Source organism: Emcibacter sp. (genome assembly GCF_963675455.1).
In the GTDB taxonomy this organism is placed as follows: domain Bacteria; phylum Pseudomonadota; class Alphaproteobacteria; order Sphingomonadales; family Emcibacteraceae; genus Emcibacter.
The window spans coordinates 2,737,350-2,760,251 of record NZ_OY776217.1 but is presented as its reverse complement, the minus strand read 5'-3'; the positions used below and the strand labels follow the sequence as shown (position 1 = coordinate 2,760,251).

General features: G+C 55.2%; 20 protein-coding genes and 1 tRNA gene. 11 read left to right on the top strand and 10 right to left on the bottom strand.

Features of this window, described 5'->3' with window-relative positions; translation table 11 throughout:
- Positions 1-133 precede the first annotated feature (133 nt).
- Positions 134-1,408, top strand: a complete 1,275-nt coding sequence (locus ACORNT_RS12770; RefSeq protein WP_321391437.1) for a dicarboxylate/amino acid:cation symporter — start codon at positions 134-136, stop codon at positions 1,406-1,408.
- A gap of 78 nt (positions 1,409-1,486) precedes the next feature.
- On the opposite strand, the gene ACORNT_RS12765 is transcribed toward ACORNT_RS12770, so the two are convergent.
- A tRNA-Gln gene (locus ACORNT_RS12765) sits at positions 1,487-1,560 on the bottom strand.
- 194 nt (positions 1,561-1,754) lie between these two features.
- On the opposite strand from ACORNT_RS12765, the gene ACORNT_RS12760 reads away from it, so the two are divergent.
- From ACORNT_RS12760 to der, 10 genes are all read left to right on the top strand, one after another.
- The gene (locus ACORNT_RS12760) at positions 1,755-2,912 is read left to right on the top strand and encodes a Ppx/GppA phosphatase family protein (RefSeq protein ID WP_321391434.1); all 1,158 of its coding nucleotides are present in this window, start codon (positions 1,755-1,757) and stop codon (positions 2,910-2,912) included.
- Positions 2,909-3,619 (top strand): RlmE family RNA methyltransferase, encoded by a 711-nt coding sequence (locus tag ACORNT_RS12755; protein ID WP_321391432.1) that lies wholly within the window; start codon positions 2,909-2,911, stop codon positions 3,617-3,619. The genes ACORNT_RS12760 and ACORNT_RS12755 overlap by 4 nt, the downstream gene beginning before the upstream one ends.
- Before the next feature lie 159 nt (positions 3,620-3,778).
- Positions 3,779-5,239, top strand: coding sequence for an IMP dehydrogenase (guaB, locus tag ACORNT_RS12750; RefSeq protein ID WP_321391429.1), 1,461 nt, complete (start codon positions 3,779-3,781; stop codon positions 5,237-5,239).
- Between the two features lie 26 nt (positions 5,240-5,265).
- Positions 5,266-6,555, top strand: a complete 1,290-nt coding sequence (locus tag ACORNT_RS12745; protein ID WP_321391427.1) for an RsmB/NOP family class I SAM-dependent RNA methyltransferase — start codon at positions 5,266-5,268, stop codon at positions 6,553-6,555.
- Positions 6,556-6,630: 75 nt separating this feature from the next.
- A complete protein-coding gene (guaA, locus tag ACORNT_RS12740; RefSeq protein ID WP_321391424.1) occupies positions 6,631-8,178 on the top strand; it encodes a glutamine-hydrolyzing GMP synthase in 1,548 nt (515 codons plus the stop codon).
- The gene (locus ACORNT_RS12735; RefSeq protein WP_321391421.1) at positions 8,178-8,915 is read left to right on the top strand and encodes a GNAT family protein; all 738 of its coding nucleotides are present in this window, start codon (positions 8,178-8,180) and stop codon (positions 8,913-8,915) included. The genes guaA and ACORNT_RS12735 overlap by 1 nt, the downstream gene beginning before the upstream one ends.
- Positions 8,916-9,001: 86 nt before the next feature.
- The gene (gene panB, locus ACORNT_RS12730; protein WP_321391418.1) at positions 9,002-9,826 is read left to right on the top strand and encodes a 3-methyl-2-oxobutanoate hydroxymethyltransferase; all 825 of its coding nucleotides are present in this window, start codon (positions 9,002-9,004) and stop codon (positions 9,824-9,826) included.
- A 122-nt stretch (positions 9,827-9,948) separates the two neighbouring features.
- Complete coding sequence (locus ACORNT_RS12725) at positions 9,949-10,593, top strand: tetratricopeptide repeat protein (RefSeq protein ID WP_321391415.1); 645 nt, start codon at positions 9,949-9,951, stop codon at positions 10,591-10,593.
- Positions 10,594-10,613: 20 nt separating this feature from the next.
- Entirely contained in the window at positions 10,614-11,957 is a 1,344-nt protein-coding gene (locus ACORNT_RS12720) for a PQQ-binding-like beta-propeller repeat protein (protein ID WP_321391412.1), read from the top strand.
- A gap of 75 nt (positions 11,958-12,032) precedes the next feature.
- On the top strand, positions 12,033-13,454 hold the full coding sequence (gene der / locus ACORNT_RS12715) for a ribosome biogenesis GTPase Der (protein WP_321391409.1): 1,422 nt from the start codon (positions 12,033-12,035) through the stop codon (positions 13,452-13,454).
- 171 nt (positions 13,455-13,625) lie between these two features.
- Here the strand turns inward: der and ACORNT_RS12710 are convergent, their stop codons facing one another.
- The 9 genes from ACORNT_RS12710 to ACORNT_RS12670 all read right to left on the bottom strand — a co-directional run bounded on the left by ACORNT_RS12710 (position 13,626) and on the right by ACORNT_RS12670 (position 22,890).
- Positions 13,626-14,246 carry a hypothetical protein gene (locus ACORNT_RS12710; protein WP_321391408.1) on the bottom strand — a complete coding sequence of 207 codons (621 nt, stop codon included), beginning with the start codon at positions 14,244-14,246 and terminating at the stop codon, positions 13,626-13,628.
- Positions 14,247-14,332: 86 nt separating this feature from the next.
- A complete protein-coding gene (locus tag ACORNT_RS12705; RefSeq protein ID WP_321391405.1) occupies positions 14,333-15,052 on the bottom strand; it encodes an SDR family NAD(P)-dependent oxidoreductase in 720 nt (239 codons plus the stop codon).
- Between the two features lie 20 nt (positions 15,053-15,072).
- Positions 15,073-16,563: an amidophosphoribosyltransferase gene (purF, locus tag ACORNT_RS12700; protein WP_321391402.1), complete on the bottom strand. Its 1,491-nt coding sequence runs from the start codon at positions 16,561-16,563 to the stop codon at positions 15,073-15,075.
- Positions 16,564-16,655: 92 nt separating this feature from the next.
- A complete protein-coding gene (locus tag ACORNT_RS12695; protein ID WP_321391400.1) occupies positions 16,656-17,300 on the bottom strand; it encodes a CvpA family protein in 645 nt (214 codons plus the stop codon).
- The gene (gene radA / locus ACORNT_RS12690) at positions 17,300-18,679 is read right to left on the bottom strand and encodes a DNA repair protein RadA (RefSeq protein WP_321391397.1); all 1,380 of its coding nucleotides are present in this window, start codon (positions 18,677-18,679) and stop codon (positions 17,300-17,302) included. The genes ACORNT_RS12695 and radA overlap by 1 nt, the downstream gene beginning before the upstream one ends.
- 4 nt (positions 18,680-18,683) lie before the next feature.
- Positions 18,684-19,469, bottom strand: coding sequence for an ABC transporter ATP-binding protein (locus ACORNT_RS12685; protein WP_321391393.1), 786 nt, complete (start codon positions 19,467-19,469; stop codon positions 18,684-18,686).
- The gene (locus ACORNT_RS12680) at positions 19,466-20,242 is read right to left on the bottom strand and encodes an ABC transporter permease (RefSeq protein WP_321391390.1); all 777 of its coding nucleotides are present in this window, start codon (positions 20,240-20,242) and stop codon (positions 19,466-19,468) included. The genes ACORNT_RS12685 and ACORNT_RS12680 overlap by 4 nt, the downstream gene beginning before the upstream one ends.
- A gap of 18 nt (positions 20,243-20,260) precedes the next feature.
- Positions 20,261-21,379, bottom strand: coding sequence for an alanine racemase (gene alr, locus ACORNT_RS12675; protein ID WP_321391387.1), 1,119 nt, complete (start codon positions 21,377-21,379; stop codon positions 20,261-20,263).
- Positions 21,379-22,890, bottom strand: a complete 1,512-nt coding sequence (locus tag ACORNT_RS12670) for a replicative DNA helicase (protein ID WP_321391384.1) — start codon at positions 22,888-22,890, stop codon at positions 21,379-21,381. The genes alr and ACORNT_RS12670 overlap by 1 nt, the downstream gene beginning before the upstream one ends.
- Between the last annotated feature and the right edge of the window lie 12 nt (positions 22,891-22,902).

Sequence of the window (22,902 nt, the reverse complement as noted above, 5' to 3'; positions counted from 1 at the left end):
ACCCTTTTACAAAAGTTGACAGAAAAGGGCTAATACTAAATAACGGTCAGCGCACAAAAAACAGGTACAAATCGCACGGAAGCTGAATTTTCCCGGCTTTCGCATCAATAAAACAAGAAGGGGAGACATATTTATGTCCCATAAACATTCGATGATTGTACTTTACTTGATTGCATTGGGTATGATCGCAGGCCTGGCGGCGGGCTGGTATTTCGGGGAAGATATTCTGGTCGTTAAATGGCTGGGCGTTCTTTTCCTGAATGCGCTTAAAATGACTATTATTCCTCTGATTTTGGCAGCGGTGATTTCCGGTGTTGCCTCGCTCGGGGATGTGCGAAAGCTCGGACGGCCCGGCGGCCTGACGATGCTGTATTATCTATCCACCACTATTCTCGCGATTATTATTGGCCTGTTCCTGGTGAACCTGATTGAACCGGGTGTCGGTGTCGAAATGACCGCCGAAGCAAAGGCTGCCGGTGCCTCCCTTGCCCAGGAAAAAGGCGGGTCCACCTTTGTCGACATCATTATGAGCCTGATTTCGCCAAATCTGGTGCAGTCCGCGGCCGAGCTTCAACTTCTGCCGCTGGTGGTGTTTGCCGTGATTTTCGGCGCTGCTGTGACCACGGTAGGCGACTCCGGGGCTGCCGTGATCCGCTTTTTCGAAGGGCTTAACGAAGCCATGATGAAACTGGTGGGCTGGATCATGTATTTCGCGCCTGTCGGTGTATTTGCCCTTGTGGCCTCTTCCCTTGGTGAAGCGGGAGGCGGGGACGCCTTCATGGCGACCGTGACGGGAATTGGTAAATATGTAAGTACGGTGCTTATTGCCCTGGCGGTCCATTCAGTGTTGTTGTTTGTGATAATGATATTCCTGTCCCGTCGGGGACCGAGCTTCCTGACCGATATGGCCCGGGCTTTGATGACCGCTTTCGGTACGGCGAGCTCCTCGGCAACCCTGCCCATCACCATGGAATGCGCCAAGGAACATGGCCTTAGTGACCGCTCCGTTCGCTTTGTCCTGCCTCTGGGCAGTACGGTGAATATGAACGGCACCGCGCTTTACGAAGCCATCGCCGCCATGTTCATCGCCCAGATGTATGGTATCGATCTGGGGATGGGTGAGCAGATATTGATCGTGATTACCGCAACCCTTGCCGCCATCGGGGCGGCCGGTATTCCGCAGGCGGGCACCGTCACCATGCTGATCGTGCTGGCGGCCGTTGGACTTCCGGCTGAAGGCATTGGTGTGCTTCTGTCTGTTGACTGGTTCCTGGATCGTTTCCGCACCACGGTCAATGTGTGGGGTGATGCCGTTGGCGCCGCCGTCATGAATAAATATATGATGGCAGACGAAGAGAAAGCCATGGTCGAAGTCTTCAAGGACAAGATCGAGGAAGCCGAAGGCTGATCCGGAGATATATCCAAATATAGGGCCCCGGTGTAAAAGCCGGGGCTTTTTTGTGGAAAAATCATCTGAGAGGAAATTTGGATCCGGGGACTGGATTCGAACCAGTACTGATGGAGTCAGAGTCCATAGTTCTACCATTAAACTACCCCGGATCAGGGGTGATGATCCTGCGTTGCCGCCGGATGGTGCCCTTATATAAAGATTTTTCCGGCAAGGTCCAGTCTAAAATGTGCATCTGCTTTAATAAAATTGTCTCTTTTTCCTAGGAAGGGCGGCAAAGGCACTCTATATAAAATATTATAGATTGTTTTTACAAAGATTTTGGACGGGCAAGATCCCGACGGACATGAATAACCAGGTCAAGATAGATAAAAGTGACAAGGCTGCGGCCAAATCTGACACAAGTCCGGGAAAAAAACAGACAAGGAAAGGAAGCAGAGGCAGGTTTTTCAGGAAGCGTAACAACTCCCCTGCCTTTGGCGCCATCGACCTTGGCACCAACAACTGCCGCCTTCTGGTGGCCCACCCCACATCGACGGGGTTCAAGGTTGTGGATGCTTTTTCCCGTATCGTCAGGCTAGGCGAGGGGCTATCCCAGAGCGGCGAGCTTTCCGAGCAGGCCATAGAGCGCACGCTGGAGGCGCTCCGGGTCTGTGTTGAGAAAATGGAGCGTCGTCAGGTCAGGTTCAGCCGCAATGTGGCGACCCAGGCCTGCCGGGAAGCGACTAACTGCGCCGAATTCATTGAACGGGTTGAGCGGGAGATCCGTATCAAGCTGGACATCATTGATCCCCAGGAGGAAGCCCGCCTCGCGGTCATGGGCTGCAAGGCGCTTCTGGACCAACGCTTTGCCAATGCCATCGTCTTTGATATCGGCGGCGGCAGCACCGAGCTGATCTGGTTGAGAATCGGTGAAAATGTCACGCCGGAGATCATCGGCTGGACGTCCGTGCCTTATGGCGTGGTCAATCTGTCGGAAAAATACGGCACCAAACATGCCCTGACCGACGAGCAATATCTTGAAATGAAGAATATGGTGAAGGCTGAACTTCTGGCCTTTGAGGAAGAGCATAAAATGCGCGCCCAGGTGGACCGCGGCGAAGTGCAGCTTCTGGGCACGTCCGGCACCATTACCACCCTGACCAGCATGCATCTGGACCTGGAACGTTATGACCGCGATAAGGTGGACGGCACCTGGGTGACCAGCGCCCATATGCAGAGTTTATGTCTGGAGCTCTCCGGCATGAGCTATGAGCAACGGGCCGCCCGGGGCGGTATCGGTCTGGACCGGGCGGAACTTGTTGTGGCCGGCTGTGCCATTCTCGAAGCGATTATGGATCTCTGGCCCATCGAGCATATTAGGGTCGCCGACCGGGGAATCAGGGAAGGGGTCCTGCTTGACCTTATGGAAAAGAACAGGCCCCAACTCAAAAAGAAGAAAACCTTTCGTCGGCGTCACAGGAAACCGGCAGGAGATGCTTCCGCCGGGGGAGAAAATAAATGAAACGGCCCAAGCTGACCAGAACCGGCAAAGAGCGTAAAATCTCAGGCCACGGTATCACCAGCGGCAAGAAAGAACGTGTGCATACAGCCCGGGGGCGCAAGCTGTCCTCCACCCGCTGGCTGCAGCGTCAATTGAACGACCCCTATGTGGCTGCTGCCCGGAAAGAGGGATACCGTTCCCGTGCGGCGTACAAGCTGATCGAAATTGACGAAAAGTTTCATTTCCTTAAAAACGCCCGCACGATTGTCGACCTTGGCGCAGCCCCCGGGGGCTGGACCCAGGTGGTGATGAAACGCTGTCCTAAAGATGCGGTTGTTGTCGGTATAGATATCCTTCCGATGGAACCTGTTGCGGGCGCCACCATTCTGGAAATGGATTTTCTGTCCGAAGCGGCAGAGAAGGAGCTTTCCAACCTGATCAACGGACAGGCCGATGTGGTGCTCAGCGACATGGCGGCGCCGACGACCGGCCACAAGGAAACAGACCATATACGGACCATGGCGCTGGTGGAAGCGGCCTATTATTTTGCCGAAGACGTCCTGAAACCCGGCGGCGCTTTTGTCGCCAAGGTGTTTGCCGGCGGCACCAATAACGAACTTCTGGACCGCATCAAGGGCCGGTTTGACACAATCCGCCACTATAAACCGCCCGCCAGCCGCACCGGCTCGCCTGAGACCTATCTGGTGGCCATGGGCTTCCGGGGCTAGCTATTTTGCATAAAATGGCTGCTACGTGATTTCCCTTTTGACCTTTGGCGGAATTGCTGATATTTACCCAAGGCCAATACCCGAACCAATTGGCAATGATACATATTCCTGCCAAGAGGGGGTTTTTTTATAAAAATCTCAGCCAAGTTAGGAATAACGATGACGATCCGCGAAGCTCTCACATTTGACGATGTTCTTCTTGTCCCGCAGGCGTCCGACGTCCTGCCGGCGCAGGTCAATGTGCAGACGCAGATGACACGCAATATTACCCTGAATATTCCCCTGGTCGCAGCGGCCATGGATACAGTGACCGAGGCCCCGATGGCCATCGCCATGGCCCAGGCCGGCGGCATCGGTATTATTCACAAAAACTATTCCGATGCAGAACAGGCCGAACAAGTCCGTCTGGTTAAAAAATATGAATCCGGCATGGTGGTCAACCCGGTCACCATTTTTCCGGACAATACCCTGGCTGAAACCCTGCAGTTGATGGTGGACAACAAGATATCCGGTGTCCCGGTGGTCGAACGCAGCAACGGCAAGCTGGTTGGCGTCATCACCAACCGGGATGTCCGCTTCGCCACCAATATGAAGCAGCCGGTCAGCGAACTTATGACGAAGGAAAACCTGATCACGGTCCGCCCGGGTGTGACCATGGATGAGGCCAAGGCGCTTCTGCATACACATCGGATCGAAAAGATCCTGGTTGTGGATGATAACTACCGCTGTATCGGCCTGATTACCGTCAAGGACATTGAAAAAGCCAAAACCCATCCCAATGCCTGCAAGGATGAGGAAGGCCGCCTTCGGGTCGGTGCAGCGACCTCCGTGGGCGATGCCGGATACGAGCGTACGCAGGCCCTGATCGATGCCGGTGTGGATCTTGTGGTGGTGGACACTGCCCATGGTCACAACAATGGTGTTCTTGATGCGGTTGCCCGGATCAAGAGAGAATACAGCCATATCCAGGTGGTTGGCGGTAACGTCGCCACAGCGGACGGCACGCAGGCCCTGATTGATGCCGGTGTGGATGCGGTCAAGGTCGGTATCGGCCCGGGCTCCATATGTACCACCCGCGTGGTGGCCGGTGTCGGCGTGCCGCAGCTGACGGCAATTATGGATTCTGTGTCAGTCGCCCGCAAGGCCGGCGTTCCCATCATCGGCGACGGCGGTCTGAAAACTTCCGGCGACATCGCCAAGGCCATTGCCGCAGGCGCCAACACGGTCATGATCGGCTCGCTTCTGGCCGGTACCGAGGAATCCCCCGGTGAGGTATTCCTTTATAAGGGACGTTCTTACAAGTCCTATCGCGGCATGGGATCCCTTGGCGCCATGGCGCGGGGCTCCGCAGACCGTTATTTCCAGCAGGAAGTCCAGGATAACCTGAAACTTGTACCGGAAGGTATTGAGGGACAGGTGCCGTTCAAGGGTCCGGTCGGCGCGATGATTCACCAGCTTGTCGGCGGTCTTCGGGCAGCGATGGGCTATACGGGCAGCGCCACGGTGCCGGACCTGCACAAGCGGGCCACATTCGTGAAGATTTCCAATGCGGGACTTAGGGAAAGTCATGTACATGACGTGACCATCACGCGGGAATCTCCAAACTATCCTTCCCAGTAATCTGGGCCCAATAGATCGGGACATATATGATTGACGCAGCAAGAATTCAGTCGGTTGTCGAACTTCTTGACCGGCTCGCGCACAGTTTTTCCGAAGGCGGTGCGTCAGCGGACGTCATTCTGCGCCAGTATTTTCAGGGCCGCCGCTATGCCGGGTCAAAAGACCGGCGGGCCATATCAGGGCTATATTACCAGATCATCCGTCACTGGGGTGGACTGCTGAATAGTGTAGGGGAATTTTCCTCCCGCAGGATGGTCATCGCCGGGCTTCTGTATATTCAGTCCCAGGAGGAGACGGACGTCCGGAACCTGTTTTCCGGCCAGACCCACGGGCCGGATGCCCTGTCTGTGGACGAAGAGGCGTTTCTCGAAAAGATCTCCGCCACGCCTTTCGAAGACGTGCTGTATCCGGACTGGATGGAAAAAACCCTTGAGGACCGCTTTGGCGACGGCCTTGCCGACGCCATGACGTCATTGAACGAACGTGCGCCAGTGGGTGTGCGGGTGAACTTCCAGAAAGGCACTAAGGCCGAGGTTGCGAAAACCCTTCAGGAGAAAGAAATTTCCTGCACGGAAGGGCAATGGGCTACGACCTGCCTTAATCTGGAAGACCAGGTGCAGCTTCGGGACCTGCCGATCTATAAAAACGGGCTGGTGGAAATTCAGGATGAAGCCGCCCAGTTGGCCGTTGAGCTTGCCGATATTCAGCCGGGGCAGCAGGTGATGGATTATTGTGCCGGGGCAGGGGGAAAGACCCTGGCCGCCGCCGCCTTCATGCAGAACAAGGGGCAGATTTATGCCCTTGATGTCAGCAAGAGCCGTCTCAATGATCTGAAACCCCGGGCCAAACGGGCCGGGGCCCATGTCATCCAGACTATACTTCTGGGTCACAGTGCAGCGAAACGGGAAAAACAGCTTGAAGAACATGGCGGCCGGATAGACCGGCTTCTCCTTGATGTTCCCTGCAGCGGATCCGGCACCTGGCGGCGCAACCCTGAAAGCAAATGGCGTCTTAACGAAGACCAGCTTGCCGAATATGTGAGAACACAGAAGGAACTGCTGGCCGAGGTCTGGCCCTATGTGAAAAAGGGCGGCCGGCTGATCTATATGACCTGTTCATTATTCCCCGAGGAAAATGAACGGCAGATTGAAGCGTTTTTGAAGGCCGCGCCCGAGGCAGGGCTGCGCGATTACAAGGATTTTATCAGGGGGGAATGCCCGCAGTCCCTGTCCCGCTTGCCCGGGACGCTGCAGCTTGCCCCGCACAAACATGGTTGCGACGGTTTCTTCGTCGCCATACTGGAAAGGAGGGCTTGAACAGTCGCCTGAAGCCCCGGTCAGGGGCAGGACAATCGGCTGGACAAGCCATGGAACAAAGGGTATTTTTCGTCCATGACAGACCGTATTCTAATCATTGATTTTGGCTCCCAGGTGACCCAGCTGATTGCCCGCCGGGTTCGGGAAAGTGGCGTTTATTCGGAAATCGTCCCGTTCAACAAGGCGGAAGAGGCGCTGGAGGACTTTGATCCGGCCGGTATTATCCTGTCCGGCGGTCCAAACAGTGTGACCGGCATTGATACGCCAAGAGCCCCGGAAAAGGTCTTTACCATGGGACTGCCTGTTCTTGGTATCTGCTACGGTGAGCAGACCATGTGCGAGCAGCTTGGCGGTAAGGTGGAAAGCTCCGACGAACGGGAATTCGGCCGCGCTTTCCTTGATATCATCGAAGACTGCAAGCTGTTTGACGGCGTCTGGAACAAAGGTGAAAAACACCAGGTCTGGATGAGCCACGGCGACCGGGTGGTGGCCCTGCCGGAAGGCTTCCATGTGATCGGTGTCAGCGACAATGCCCCTTATGCGGCCATTGCCAATGAAGAAAAGCGTTTTTACGCGGTTCAGTTCCATCCGGAAGTGGTTCATACGCCAGATGGGGCGAAGCTGCTGTCCAACTTTGTTCATAACATCTGCGGCTGTGCCGGTGACTGGACTATGGCTTCCTTTAAGGAAACTGCCATTGAAACCGTACGTGCCCAGGTCGGCAGCGGCCGGGTCATCTGCGGCCTGTCCGGCGGTGTGGACAGTTCCGTTGTAGCCGTCCTTCTTCATGAAGCCATTGGCGACCAGCTGACCTGTGTGTTTGTCGATCATGGCCTGATGCGCGCCAACGAAGCCGATGAAGTGGTGACCCTGTTCCGGGATCATTATAATATTCACCTCATTCACAAGGATGCCAGCGATATGTTCCTCGGCAAGCTGGATGGGGTGAGTGATCCGGAAAAGAAACGCAAGATTATCGGCGGCCTGTTCATCGATGTGTTCGAGGAAGAGGCCAGAAAAATTGGCGGCGCCGATTTCCTGGCCCAGGGGACGCTCTATCCCGACGTGATTGAAAGCGTATCCTTCACCGGCGGCCCGAGCGTAACTATTAAATCACACCATAATGTTGGCGGCCTGCCGGAGCGCATGAATATGGCGCTGGTCGAGCCGCTGCGTGAGCTGTTCAAGGATGAAGTCCGCGTTCTCGGCCGCGAACTCGGGCTGCCGGACAGCTTCATTGGTCGTCATCCGTTCCCGGGTCCGGGTCTTGCGATCCGAATTCCCGGCGACATTACAGAGGAAAAATGCGACATCCTGCGCAAGGCAGACAGTATTTACCTGCAGGAAATTCGTAATGCGGGGCTCTATGATGCCATCTGGCAGGCCTTTGCCGTGCTTTTGCCGGTGCGAACCGTTGGTGTGATGGGAGATGAGCGGACGTATGAATATGTCTGCGCGCTGCGGGCGGTAACCTCGACCGACGGCATGACGGCGGACTATTATCATTTCGATCACGAGTTCCTGTCCCGGGTTTCCACCCGGATCATCAACGAGGTCAGGGGCATCAACCGGGTTGTCTATGACATTACCTCCAAGCCTCCGGGAACCATCGAGTGGGAATAATGACTGATGAGAATAGGAAGCTGGGGGAACCTGTCGAGAACTGGTCACCTCCTCCTGCGCCATCCAGTAATCTGAAACTGGAGGGAGAATATGTCTCCCTTCAGCCACTTTCTGCCGAAATACACGCAGAACAGCTCTTTCAGGCGAATAGCCTGGATAGAGAGGGCGGGATTTGGGATTACCTGGCATATGGGCCATTTGCCTCTTTGGATGACTATCTTAAATGGGTGAAATCCATGGAGGGCAAATCAGACCCCTTTTGCCTCGCCATCCAGAGAAAAGATAGCGGCGAGTTTTGCGGTGTGGCGAGTTTCATGCGCATCACACCCCGGGCCGGCTCATTGGAAGTGGGGCATCTCTGCTTTTCCCCAAAGCTTCAGAAAACCGTCGCCGCTACCGAGGCCATGTTCCTTATGATGAAATGGGCCTTTGAAGCCGGCTACCGTCGTTATGAATGGAAATGTAATTCCCTCAACCTGGCGTCCCGTAGGGCGGCACAGAGGCTCGGCTTTTCCTATGAAGGCATCTTCCGTCAGGCTCTGGTGAGCAAGGGGCGGAACCGGGATACTGCATGGTTTGCCGTTATCGACAAGGAATGGCCGGAACTGGAAAATGCATTTCAGGCCTATCTGGCGCCAGAAAATTTTGATCAGGATGGCAGGCAGATATGCTCGCTTGCTTTATTGACCCGGAAGCTTCTTTACAAGACTGATTTTGCCCTCACTGCTCCTGAATAATCTTTTGTGCGCCTGCTCAAAGAATGCTAGAAACATTTCCTGTAAAATAATAATTGCGACATGAGTGATATGCCGAGGAGAAGACCATGTATGCAGATCATAAAGCAAAACGCAAAACCGTAAGGGATATTGCCAAGCTGAAGGGGGATCGTCCCATTGTTTCCCTGACTGCCTATACGGCGCCGATGGCTAACTGGCTGGATGATCACGTGGATTTCCTGCTGGTCGGTGACAGCCTCGATATGGTGCTTTACGGCTTTGAAAGCACTACAGGCATGACCCTGGACATTATGATCGAGCATACCAAGGCGGTGATGCGCGGCTCGACCAATGCCATGGTGATCCTGGATCTGCCCTTCGGGTCCTATGAGGAAAGCCCGGAAGCAGCCTTTCATAACGCGGCGCATGCGATCAAGGAAACAGGTTGCGCCGCCGTCAAGCTTGAAGGCGGTGTGGAGATGGCCGAAACCATTCAGTATCTGACCGACCGCAAGGTAGCGGTTCTGGCCCATATCGGCCTGAAACCCCAGGCGGTGAATGTGATGGGCGGCTATATCGCGCAAGGAAGGACGGAAGAAAGCTGGGGCCCGATCCTCGACGATGCCTTTGCCGTGCAGGAAGCCGGCGCCTTTGCCGTTGTGCTGGAAGGGGTTACCGAGCCGCTGGCGAAAAAAATCACCGAGGAACTGGATATCCCGACCATCGGCATCGGCGCCGGCAAATATTGCGACGGCCAGATCCTGGTAACCGAAGATATGCTCGGCCTGTTCCCGGGTAATCCCAAGTTCGTCAAGCGTTATGCGGAAATGGGTAAAATGATTGACGAGGCTGTTGGAAAATATGCCGAGGACGTCAAATCACGGACGTTCCCGGCCACAGAACATACCTATGCCATGAAACCTGAAAAGTGACGTCGAATTCCTGACACTTTTTCATGCTGTTTTCTATTGCGCGTTGCCTTATGGGGAAAGGCGGGCTATCTTGTCCGCTGATTAAATATTTAGTCCAATTTATTTGGAACAGGAGAGCCTGATTGTCTGAGGAATTTATTCGGGAAGTAGACGAAGATCTACGTCACCACCAGCTTGCCAGCCTTTGGAAAAAATACGGTAAATATGTCATTGCTGTCGCCGTCGCGATTGTCCTTTTTGTCGCGGCAACACAGGGATATAAAAAATACACAGAGAGCAAATATCTGGACGTGGCCAGTCAATATGCTGCCGCCCTGGAAAATATTGAATCCGGCAACCAGCAGCAGGCGATGGCCGTGCTGTCGGCGCTTTCCGACAAGGACGTGCCCGGTTATGAAATCCTTTCTGCCATGAAACAGGCGGAACTGCATCTGCAGAACGGGGACAAGTCTCTGGCCGTCGGGGTGCTGGATAAAATGTCGAAAAACACCGACATCGGTGATTTTTACCGCGACCTTGCCAGCCTGCAGGCGGCGACCATCCTGATGGACGAGGCCACCTACGAGGAAACCACTGCCCGTCTTGAACCGTTGCTGGAGCGGGGCAATCAAATGCGCTATCTGGCCCGGGAACTGCTGGCCATGTCAGCGATCCAGAACGGCGATATCGAAAAGGCCCGCGGACTTCTGCGTGACCTCAGTGAAGACCTGGAAACACCGGAACAGGTGAAATTCCGGGCTGACCAGCTTATAACAGTCATTGAATAAGGCAGATAATGGGATATTTTATGGCAACCAACAGCATTCTAGGCCGTACGGCAGTTCGTGTATCATGTGTGGTTCTGGTGTTTGCGGGTCTTGCGGCCTGCAGTGATTCCGGCAAGAAAGACAAAAACCGGCTGGAAGGCGAGCGAATTCCTGTTCTGACCTTTGAGCAGAACCTCAAGATCGACAGCCAGGTGGCGAGCTACCAGATTACCCTGCCGGCCCCGACCGTAAATGCCGACTGGCCCCAGGCCGGGCAGAATCCGAAACATTATGTCGGTCATCCGGCCCTGTCTGACCGTCCGGTAAAGATCTGGTCGACGGATATCGGCGAAGGGTCAAACGGCAGGCGCGCCCTCGGCGGTATGCCGGTGATTGCGGACGGCAAACTGTTCATGGTTGATGCCGTGTCCAAAGTGACGGCTTTTAATGCGGAAACCGGGAAGAAACTGTGGGATCAGGAATTCAGGGAAAAGGGTGAAACCACCAGGAATGCCTATGGCGGCGGTGTGGCTTACGGCAGCGGTTCGCTTTTTGTGACAAACGGCTACGGCCATATTGCGGCCCTTGATCCGGCCAACGGTACTGTGAAATGGCAGGCGAAGACCGGCGTTCCCATGCGTGGCGCGCCAACCTATGCGGACGGACGGTTATTTGCCCTGACCCATGACAACCAGACCTATGCCCTGGATGCCAATACCGGCGAAATTCTGTGGAATGAAATCGGGATCTCCGAGAATGCCGGCCTGTCCGGTGCGGCAAGCCCGGCGGTGACCGGCAATACGGTGATTTCCGCCTATAGTTCCGGCGAAGTTTACGCCATGCGGGTGGAAAATGGCCGCACGCTGTGGTCGGATACCCTTTCCCGTCAGGGCAGGCTTACCGCCATGGCCAGCCTGCGTGATGTGGATGGTGAGCCGGTGATCTATGATAACAAGGTTTATGCCGTCAGCCACTCCGGCCGGATGGTCGCCATTGACTTGCGCACCGGGACCCGCATCTGGGAACAGAATGTAGGCTCACAATATACCCCCTGGGTGGCCGGTGACTTCATCTTTGTGGTGACACCCGAAGGCCAGGTTGTCTGTGTCACCCGCCGTGAAGGCAAAGTGCGCTGGATTACCCAGCTCGAACGTTATAAAGACCCCAACGACCGGGACGAGCCGGTACATTGGGCCGGACCGTTGCTGGCCGGTGACCGCCTTCTGGTCACCTCGTCCCACGGTTATGCGGTTTCCCTGTCACCCTATACCGGGGACGTGCTCAGCGGCATGGATTTGCCGGATGACGCGGAAATGGGACCGATTATTGCCAACGGCACACTCTATTTCATGACAAAGGACGGCGAAATAGTCGCTTACCGCTAAGTTATGTCATAATCAGATTGATTCTTTGGCCCGTTTTGGTAAAAGCGGGCCAGTTTCTTTTACAGGTACAGAAAAATGGGCCTCACTATCGCCATCATCGGCCGGCCGAATGTCGGAAAATCCACCTTGTTCAACCGTCTGGTTGGTAAACGGCTGGCTATTGTCGACGATACGCCGGGGGTGACCCGCGACCGCCGGGAAGCCATGGGCTCACTCGGCCATTATAAATTCAAGATCATTGATACCGCCGGGCTTGAGGAAGGCAAGGAAGCCAGCCTGTCCGCCCGCATGTGGCAGCAGACTGAAAAAGCCATCGCCGAAGCCGATTTCTCCCTGTTCATGATCGACGCCCGGGCCGGGGTGACCCCGCTCGACAAACATTTCGCCGAACTTCTGCGCCGGGGCAATCACCCGATGATCCTGCTCGCCAACAAGGCCGAGGGCCGGGCCGGGCAAGAGGGACTCTATGACGCTTTCAGCCTCGGGCTCGGGGAGCCTATTCCGGTCTCTGCCGAGCACGGCGAGGGACTGGCCGACCTGATCGAGGCCTTTGATGAAAAGATCCGTGAACTGGGCATTGATGTAGATGCCGACGGTGAGGAAGAAGTCACCAGTTTCTCTGTCGCCATCGAAGGCGAAGTCAGCGAAGAAGACGAGGCTGCCAGTGAAATACTGGACAACAGCCAGCCGTTGCAGATGGCCATTGTCGGCCGTCCCAACGTGGGTAAATCCACCCTGGTCAACAGGATCCTGGGCGAGGAACGGCAGATCACCGGGCCGGAAGCCGGCCTGACCCGCGATACCATCGGCGTCAGTTTCGACTATGAAGGCCGGGAAATCCGTATGTTTGATACCGCGGGTCTTCGCCGGAAAGCAAAAGTCCAGGAAAAACTGGAAAAGCTGTCCGTCGCCGATACCATCAGGGCGCTGAACTTTGCCGAGGTCGTCGTCCTGATGATTGACGCCACCATGCCGTTCGAACGGCAGGACCTGAGCATTGCCAGCCTGATCGTGCAGGAAGGCCGGGCCCTGGTGCTGGCGCTCAACAAATATGACCTGATTGAAAACCGCCAGGAAGTCCTGAAAGACATTGCCGAGAAGCTGGAACATACCCTGCCGCAGGTCAAGGGCATTCCGGTGGTGCCGATCAGCGCGCTGACCGGGCGCGGCATTGACAAGCTGATGCCGGCGGTCTTTGAGGCCTACCGTTTGTGGAACCGGCGCATCAGCACCTCCAAGCTCAACCGCTGGCTCGCCGAAACCACCGAATATCATCCGGCCCCGTCGGTCAGTGGCCGTCGTATCAAAATGCGCTATATGACCCAGGTGAAAACCCGGCCGCCGACCTTTGCTATCTTCTGCAACCGGTCAAAGGATGTGGCCGACAGCTACCAGCGCTATCTGATGAATGAACTCAGGTGGGACTTTGAGCTGCCCGGTGTGCCGATCCGGATTCTGCTGCGCAGTGGCGATAATCCCTATCACAAGAAGAAATAATTCTCTCCATCCGTCACCCCGGCGAAAGCCGGGGTCCATTTCACAGCCTGAGAAAACTTTCAAGACGAGCTATGGATTCCTGCTTTCGCAGGAATGACGACACTTTATCCGCTAACTCCATCGTCATTCCCGACCTGATCGGGAATCCATGTTAAGTTCGAAAAGACTGCGTCAGGAGGCCCAGTGAGCGGCAATTCTCTTCACATCACTTTGTATGGCATCCAAATTTAGTTGAATAATTTCTTTATGGTCTGGAAGCCGCGAACATGTAGTTGCTTTTCTATAAGTGAATTGTTTTATTATCTCACAAAAATCGCTCAAAATTTGTGGTAGGCCACAAATGTCCATAGACAAACCTTGAGGTCTGAAGTGATCCAAAAGATTTCTATGCTCATGTAGTATTTTTATTGAGAAATCCATTGATGTATTTGGTTCGATTGCATGAGCCTCAGTAAGGTATTTTTCTTTTTTTGCTAATTTGTATAGCTCGTTCATCGGCAATAATTTTTCTTTGGGCCAAGGCATATTTTGCAACTGCCTATCTCGATCATTTAACCTTTCCAAAACTGCTTTTGCACTGGCGGGGGTTAAGTATAGTGTGCCAGAAGTATCGTGACCGCCGATGTGGCAAATCAGCGCACCTTCAAGAGTATTATGTAAGGTAAGTATTACCCACTTCCAGGTTGCGGGATTATCGAGAACTAACTTGAGGAGGTGAGAAAGATGTTTTAAATCTCCGAGAAACTCGTTTGTTTCATCAGTTCGAATCCATACTTCTTTGTTTTTCGCCATAGCATTAGTCTTTCTAAAGAAAACTAAATGCTATCAGGCAAATATATTTAGTGCAATCAATGGTAGTGATGGGTGCTAGCCTGTAGCTACTTCTTCCACTCGCGGAAATCAAACACCTGGCCGGTTTCGCTGAACGCCTCAGAACACATGTCCACAAACATCGGGGCGATTTCACGGGGATGGGGAATGCTTTCCGGATCCTCGCCGGGCATGGCCTTGGCGCGCATGTGGGTTCTCATCGGGCCCGGGTTAATCAGGTTTGCCCTGATGCCGGTGATTTTCATTTCCTCGGCCCAGGTTTTCACCAGCACCTCAAGCGCCGCCTTGCTCATGGCATAGCCGCCCCAATAGGGTTTACTCTTGTGCGCGGCGCCGGAGGTGACAAAAACAGCCCGACCGGCGTCTGAGGCCTTGAGCAGCGGCTCCAGTGAGCGGATCAGGCGGTAATTGGCCGTGATATTCACATTGACCAGTGTGTCCCAGTCCTTGGGGGCAATGTGGCTGACCGGGGACAGGACGCCCAGCGCGCCGGCATTGCCGACCAGAATATCCAGCCTGCCGAATTTTTCGTAGAGCGCTGCGCCCAGACGGTCGATGCCGTCATAGTCGGTGATGTCAAGCGGCACGAGGGTAGCTTCCCGGCCGGTTTCCGCCTTGATGCGATCGTCCATTTCCTCAAGGGCCCCGACGGTTCGGGCGACCAGGATGACCTCTGCGCCTTCACGGGCGAATTCCAGAGCCACTTCACGACCGATACCGCGGGAGGCCCCGGTAATGAGGGCGATTTTTCCGTCAAGTTTACCCATGCTCAGTCCGTTCGCCGCCGTTAATCTGTAAGAAACGAGAATTGCTTGTTATCCTGGCCCAGTTCCTCGTCAGTGAGGCGGGTCGGATAGTCGCCGCTGAAGCAGGCGTCGCAATATTGCGGACTGTCATCGTCGCGGCTGGTTTCGCCAACAGCCCGGTACAGGCCGTCAATGCTGACGAAGGCGAGGCTGTCGGCCTTGATATATTTGGCCATTTCCTCGACGCTCATGCGGGAGGCGAGGAGCTTGTCTTTCTGTGGCGTATCCACGCCGTAGAAGCAGCTGTTGGTGGTGGGCGGGCTGGCGATGCGCATATGCACTTCCTTGGCCCCGGCAGCGCGCATCATTTCGACGATTTTAACGGAAGTCGTGCCGCGCACGATACTGTCATCAATCAGGATAATGCGTTTGCCTTCGATTTCCGGCTTGTTGGCATTGTGCTTCAGCTTCACGCCCAGATGGCGGATCTGGTCCGACGGTTCAATGAAGGTCCGTCCCACATAATGGTTGCGGATGATGCCGAGTTCGAACGGGATGCCGGACTGCTGGGCATAGCCAATGGCGGCCGGCACACCGGAATCGGGCACCGGAATCACCAGATCGGCGTCAACCAGACTTTCCTTGGCAAGCTCCTTGCCGATGTTTTTACGGACGTTGTAAATGCTGCCATTGCTGGTGATGCTGTCCGGGCGGGAAAAATAGACATGTTCAAAGATACAGGCCCGGGATTTCAGCCTCGGGAATGGAAAGTGGGATTTGAACCCGTCCGCATCAATGACAATAAGTTCACCGGGCTCCACGTCACGAATATAGTCCGCGCCGATAATGTCGAGGGCGCAGGTTTCCGAGGCAAAGATATAGGTATCATCGGACAGCTTGCCGAGCACCAGCGGACGCACACCAAGCGGGTCGCGGGCGCCGATCAGCTTTTTCTGGGACAGCGCCACAACGGAATAGGCGCCTTCGATGCGGCGCAGGGCATCAATGACCCGGTCAATCAGGTTGGTATAGGTACTGGTTGCCACCAGGTGGATCATCACTTCCGAATCCGAAGTGGACTGGAAAATAGCGCCTTTTTCCACCAGCAGCTTGCGCAGGGTCCAGGCATTGGTCAGGTTGCCGTTATGGGCGACGGCAAAACCGCCGGAGGACAGGTCGGCAAACAGCGGCTGGATATTGCGCATGGCCGAACCACCGGTGGTGGAATAACGCACATGGCCGATGGCGGACATGCCGGGCAGGGCCTGGATTACCTTCTGGCTGTTGAAGTTGTCGGCCACATGGCCCATGCATTTATGGGAATGAAAGTTCTTGCCGTCAAAGGCCACGATGCCGGCGGCTTCCTGGCCGCGGTGCTGCAGGGCATGCAGGCCGAGCACCGTATGGGCGGCGGATTCCGCATGGTTATAGATGCCGAAGACACCGCATTCCTCATGCAGTTTATCGTCATCAAAGGGATTTGTTCCGCTAAGGTCCTCGGAGTCGTTTTGGGGAGCAGTAATTTCCGTCATATGGTCAACTCGTCACAAAGTTTGTTGAGCGTCAATTGTGTGATGGCCTCTGGGGCGTTATATGTCGAAACGGTTTCTATGTGAACCTTTTTTTACTCATCTGAGAGTTTCTTGAACAGATCATCCATCTCTTCGGTACTGTCCTTGTCATAACCGTCTTCTTTTTTGGCGCTGCCGGGAAAGGAGGGCATCATCTTTTTGAGCCGCTCCAGCGCCTCGATATCCTTTCTGGTTTCATCCAGGTCGATATCGTCCTTGTAGGGATTCATGGCATTCAGCATGCTGGCGCCATATTCGACCAGCGGCCGGGACTTGGCTTCCTTGTACCAGTCCGGATAATTCTTCGCTGAAATGAACGGCGTGGTCAAAAGATAAATGAAACAGATCAGCAGCATGCCCCGCAGGGTGCCGAACAGGATCCCCAGACCGCGGTCGAGGGCGCCGACATGGCTTTCCTTGATCTTCCGGCCGATGGCGCCGGCGATCAGCTTCAGAACCACCAGGCTGACCACACCCAGCAGCGCATAGGTAATGATGTCGGCCATGAGTTCCGGCTGGATCAGCTCGTAAGCATAGGGCGAGGCGATCGGATGACCCTGCAGCGTGATGATCGCGGCCCCCGCCCAGGCGCCGAGGCTCAGGGCCTCGGTGGTAAAACCCTTGGTCCAGGAGACAATGCCGGAAATCAACAACGTCGAGATTACTATCACGTCAAACGGGTTCAGCAGGCCTTCCATCAATGTTCCTCCAGATCTGCGGCGATCAGGTCAACAAGTTTACGGATCTCATCGAGCTCCACCGTCCGCAGTTCCTTGCCCTTTTGCTTGATATTGGCCGGGATGTAGGCCTGTTCAAAGCCAAGCTTGGCGGATTCTTTCAGCCGGGCGTCGGCCTGGCCCACAGGTCTGATTTCTCCGGACAGACTGATCTCGCCGAACAATACCGTGTTTTTTGCGATAGAATACCCCGAAAGTGACGAAATGAGGGCGGCGGCGACGGCCATGTCCGCGCCTGGTTCCGAGATTCGCAACCCGCCTGCCACATTCAGGTATATATCAAAGGCGCCAAGTCCAAGCCCGCAACGAGCGTCGAGGACGGCGATGATCATGGCCAGGCGGCCAGAATCCCAGCCGACAACCGCCCGGCGTGGCGTGCCAAGCGAGGAGGGCGCCACCAGCGCCTGGATTTCCACCAGCATGGGCCTTGACCCCTCCATGCCGGCAAAGACTGCGGAACCGGCCACATCGCCGGTATGGTTGCCGAGGAACAGGGTCGAGGGATTATGGACTTCCTGCAGCCCCATGTCGCTCATCTCAAAGACACCGATCTCATCGGTGCCGCCGAAGCGGTTCTTGACCGCGCGCAGAATTCTGAACTGGTGACCGCGATCGCCTTCGAAATAGAGCACCGTATCGACCATATGTTCCAGCACCCGTGGTCCGGCAATCTGGCCGTCCTTGGTGACATGGCCGACCAGTACCACAGCGACATTACGTCGTTTGGCGAAACGGATCAGCTCCTGGGCGCAGGTCCTGACCTGGGCGACGGTGCCGGGGGCGGATTCAATGGTATCGGCGAACATGGTCTGAATGGAATCAATGACAACCACCTGCGGCAGGTCGCCATGTTCCAGGGTGGCAATGATATTGCGCAGGTTGGTTTCCGACCCCAGCTTGACCGGGTTTTCCTCCAGCCCGAGCCGCTTGGCCCGCATGCGGACCTGGCTGGTGGATTCCTCGCCGGAAATATAAACGGTATGATGACCGGCGCCGGCAAGACGGGCCATGGCCTGCAACAGGATGGTAGATTTACCGATGCCCGGATCGCCGCCGATCAGGGTGGCAGAACCCGGCACCAGGCCGCTGCCACAGGCCCGGTCGAATTCAGCCATGCCAGACATCATGCGGGCGGGCGGGGTTTCCGTACCCTGCAGGTCACCAAGTTCGATCACCGTGCCCTTGGCCGGCGAGGATCCTTTGCCGAGCCCGCTGGGCAGGCTTTGGTCGGCTTCCTCGACAATGCTGTTCCATTCGCCGCAGGATTCGCATTGGCCCATCCATTTGGATGTGACGCTGCCGCAGGACTGGCAGACATATGTGCGACGGGATTTGGCCATTACATCAGGCTTTCAGGATATCCATCTTGATCGGACCTTCGGCCCGGCCATGGATGAATTGGTCCACATAATCGTTACCGCTTTGATCGATGTCGGTTCTCGGACCGCTCCAGATAATATTGCCCTTGTAGATCATGGCGCATTTATCGGCGATTTTACGGACGCTGGCCATATCATGGGTAATGCTGAGTGCGGTCGCGCCCAGATCCTTCACACATTCCACAATCAGGTCGTTGATGACATCGGCCATAATCGGGTCAAGGCCGGTTGTCGGTTCGTCAAAGAAAATGATTTCCGGCTCGTCGGCAATGGCCCGGGCAAGGCCCACACGTTTCTGCATGCCGCCGGACAATTCTGCCGGGCTTAGGGCACCGACATCGGCCTCAAGGCCAACTCGCTGGAGTTTCTCGATGGCGAGCTCCCTGGCATCTTTGCGGGATAATTTTTTTTCGGCCAGAAGACGAAAGGATACATTTTCCCATACGGGCAGGCTGTCAAACAGGGCCGCCCCCTGGAACAGCATGCCGAATTTATCCATGATCCGGCGCCGGTCCTTGCCCCTCATGCCGACAGTTTCCTCGCCGTCAATCTTTATGCTGCCGGAATCAGGAGTCAAAAGGCCGAGAATGCATTTCAGGGTCACGGATTTGCCAGAGCCGGAGCCGCCGATAATGACCATGGATTCTCCGGGCATCACATCCAGGTCCACACTATCTAGGACGACCTTGCTGCCAAAAGTCTTGCGAACGCCTCTAAGGCTTATTTTTGGTGTTATCTCGGGTTGGGTCATGTGGAAAAGAACATCTCTGTTACGATATAATTAGTGAACAAAATCATGATACAGGCGGATACCACCGCATTGGTGGTGGCAATTCCGACACCCTGGGCGCCGCCGCGGCTGTTATAGCCGTGGTAACAGCCCATCAGGGCGACGACGAAACCGAATACGGCCCCTTTGGTCAGGCTGGCCTTCACATCGATGGCTTCCAGAAAATCCATGGTGGTGGTCATATAGACACTGGGATTAAACCCCAGTTTGCCGGTGGCAATCAGAAAACCGCCCATCACCCCGATGGTATCGGCCACGACAACCAGCATGAACGGCATCATGATAAGGGTGGCCAGAATACGGGGAGAAACCAGATATTTGAAGGGATCTGTGGACAGGGTGGACAGGGCGTCAATCTGCTCGGTAACCCGCATTGTACCAATTTCGGCTGCCATGGAGGCGCTGACCCGGCCGGCGACAATAAGGCCGCAAAGCACCGGACCCAGCTCGCGGACGATACCGATCACCACGATGGACGGCAAAACGCTTTCCGCGTCAAAACGGGATCCGCCTTCATAGATATTAAGGGCAAGGGCAGCCCCGGTGAAGAAAGCAGTCAGGCCCACCACCGGCAGGCTGTAATAGCCGATCACAATCATTTGTCGCAAAAGGGCGCGGGGATAAAAGGGCGGAGAAAAAATATTTGTGACAGCCGATATGGCAAAAAGCCCCAAATGTCCGGCAGCCTCCAGAAACATAAATACCACACGCCCAATTCTGGCAAGAAAATTCATTTATCCGATATTCCCTAACTATTTAACCGGTATATAGACTCTTTGATAACGTTCCCGAACGCCGGTCAAAATCTCGTACTGGCTTAGGTTAGACAGTTCGGACGCCTTTTCAAGTGTAATATGCTGTCCCAGCAGTTCTATTTCATCACCTTCGGAAACAGCCGCGAAAGGCGCGTCGGAAATATCGATAGCCAGCATATCCATGGAAACCCGACCAATGACCGGCACTTCACTGCCCTGAAGATAAAGATGGCCAACATTGTTGAATACCTGAAGGTAACCGTCCGCATATCCGATATTAACGATGGCGATGCGGCTTCTGTGCGGGGCCGTCCAGCCTGAACCGTAGCCCACACTCATGCCTTCGCGCAGTTCCCGGACCTGGAGGATCCTCCCGGTTATGGTGAACGCCGGGCGGATGCCGGCGGGCAGCGGCTGCGAGGCGGACGGATTGCCGCCGAACAACAAAAGACCAGGCCGGACCATATCAAAATGATACTCGGGACCAAGCAGAATGCCGCCGGAATTCGCCAGAGATGCCGGAATGCCGGGAAAATGGGAAGTGATCTTTCGGAAGGCATCAAGCTGTCTGAGATTGAGGCTGTTCTGTTCATCGTCGGCACAGGCGAGGTGGCTCATCACCAGGGCGATATTGACCTGTCCGGTACTATTGGGTTGGCGAAGCAACTGGACGGTTTCGTCCGGGGAAAAACCAAGCCGGTTAATGCCGGTATCAAAATGCAGGGCGCAGGGCAGGCTGGCGCAGGACTTTTTCCAGAGCTCAAGCTGTTCCAGGCTGTTGATGACCGGACGAAGATCATGCGCTGAAAAATAGTCTTCGTGCCCCGGAAATAAGCCGTTTAGCACATAGATGCAGGCATCCGGTGTATAACTGCGTAAAGCCACGGCTTCGGCCAGGTTCGCGACAAAGAAATTCCGGCAACCGGCTTCGTGGAACAGGGCCGGAGCGACTTCGGAAAGCCCCATGCCATAAGCATCCGCCTTGACCATGGCGGCGGCATCCGTTCCCCCGGCCAGTTGGCGGACAGTCAGGTAATTGTCAACGATAGCCGGCAGGTCGATGGTAAGTGTCGCCTGACAATTAGCGGGCAGGGACGCCATAACGTCTTCTTGCATCAGAGATTCCGCTCCGGCAGATACTCGTCAGAGACCGGCGGATCGAAGAATTTTGTGGTTTCGCTGTTAAACATAAGCTCGATAATACCGGTGGGACCATGGCGCTGCTTGCCGATAATAAATTCGGCCTTGCCCATCATTCTCTCACATTCTTCCAGCCAGATGGCATGCTCCGGTGTGCCCATGTCCGGCTGCTGCTGATGCAGGTAATATTCCGGCCGGTAAACAAAGGTCACCATATCCGCGTCCTGTTCGATGGAGCCGGATTCCCGAAGATCGGACAGCAGCGGGCGTTTGTTATCGCGTGATTCGATGGTCCGGCTGAGCTGGGACAATGCCAGAACCGGAATCTGAAGTTCTTTCGCCAACCCTTTGAGACCACGAGTAATTTCTGAAATTTCCTGAACCCTGTTTTCCGGTCCGCGTCCACGATCTCCGCCGCGCAGGAGTTGCAGATAATCGACGACGACCAGACCGAGCCCGTGCTGGCGCTTCAGGCGTCGTGCCCGGGTTCTTAAGCCCCCGATGCTGAGTGACGGGGTGTCGTCAATAAACAGGGGCAGTTCCTCAAGCTCCATGCTGGTGCGGGCGAGGGCGCTGAACTGGTCCTGGTTGATCTGGCCTTTCCTCAGATCCTGCGACGGCAGGTTGGCCTGTTCCGCCAGAATACGGGTGGCCAGCTGGTCGGCTGACATCTCGAGGGAGAAAAAGGCGGTTACGGCGCCGCGGTTTTCCTCGTGGGGAATACCGGCGCGCTCCTGTTCCAGATAGAATTTGGAGGCGTTGAAAGCGATATTTGTCGCCAGTGCCGTTTTACCCATGGCCGGCCGACCCGCCAGAATCATCAGGTCAGACCTGTGCAGGCCGCCAATGTGATTGTTTATCGAGGTGAAACCCGTATTGACGCCGGACAATTTGCCCGAATTCTTACGGGAAATCTCGATCACATTGACCGCTTCCGTCGCAGCCTTGGCGAAGGTTTTGAACCCGCCTTCCGAATTTCCCGTTTCTGCAAGTGAATAAAGCGACCGCTCGGCCTGCTCAATCTGGTCCTGGGCAGTTTTATCCACATCATGATCGTAGGCGTCGTTGACGATTTCAGTGCCCACACTGATCAGTTCCCGTTTCAGGGCCATCTGGTGAATGATCTGGCCATATTCGGCCGCATTGATAATGCTGATGGCGGAGGAGGCCAGGGACGCCAGATATTTTGCTCCGCCGACATCTGCCAGATGTTCCTCCCGCTCGAAATAGGGTTTCAGGGTCACTGGCGAGGCAACAAGCCCTTTTTCAATAAGTTTGCGGGTCGCATCGTAAATTTTCTGATGGGCCGCATTGATAAAATGTTCGGCCTGAAGGAAATCCTGAACCTTGGACAGAGCTTCATTATTGGTCAGAATGGCACCAAGCAGAGCTTGCTCCGCTTCCAGGTTATGTGGTGTTTCGCGAAATGTGGCCTTCACCACATTATCGTTCTCATCACTCTGGGGAATATCAGGAAAATCTTCCATGCTTGTTATTCT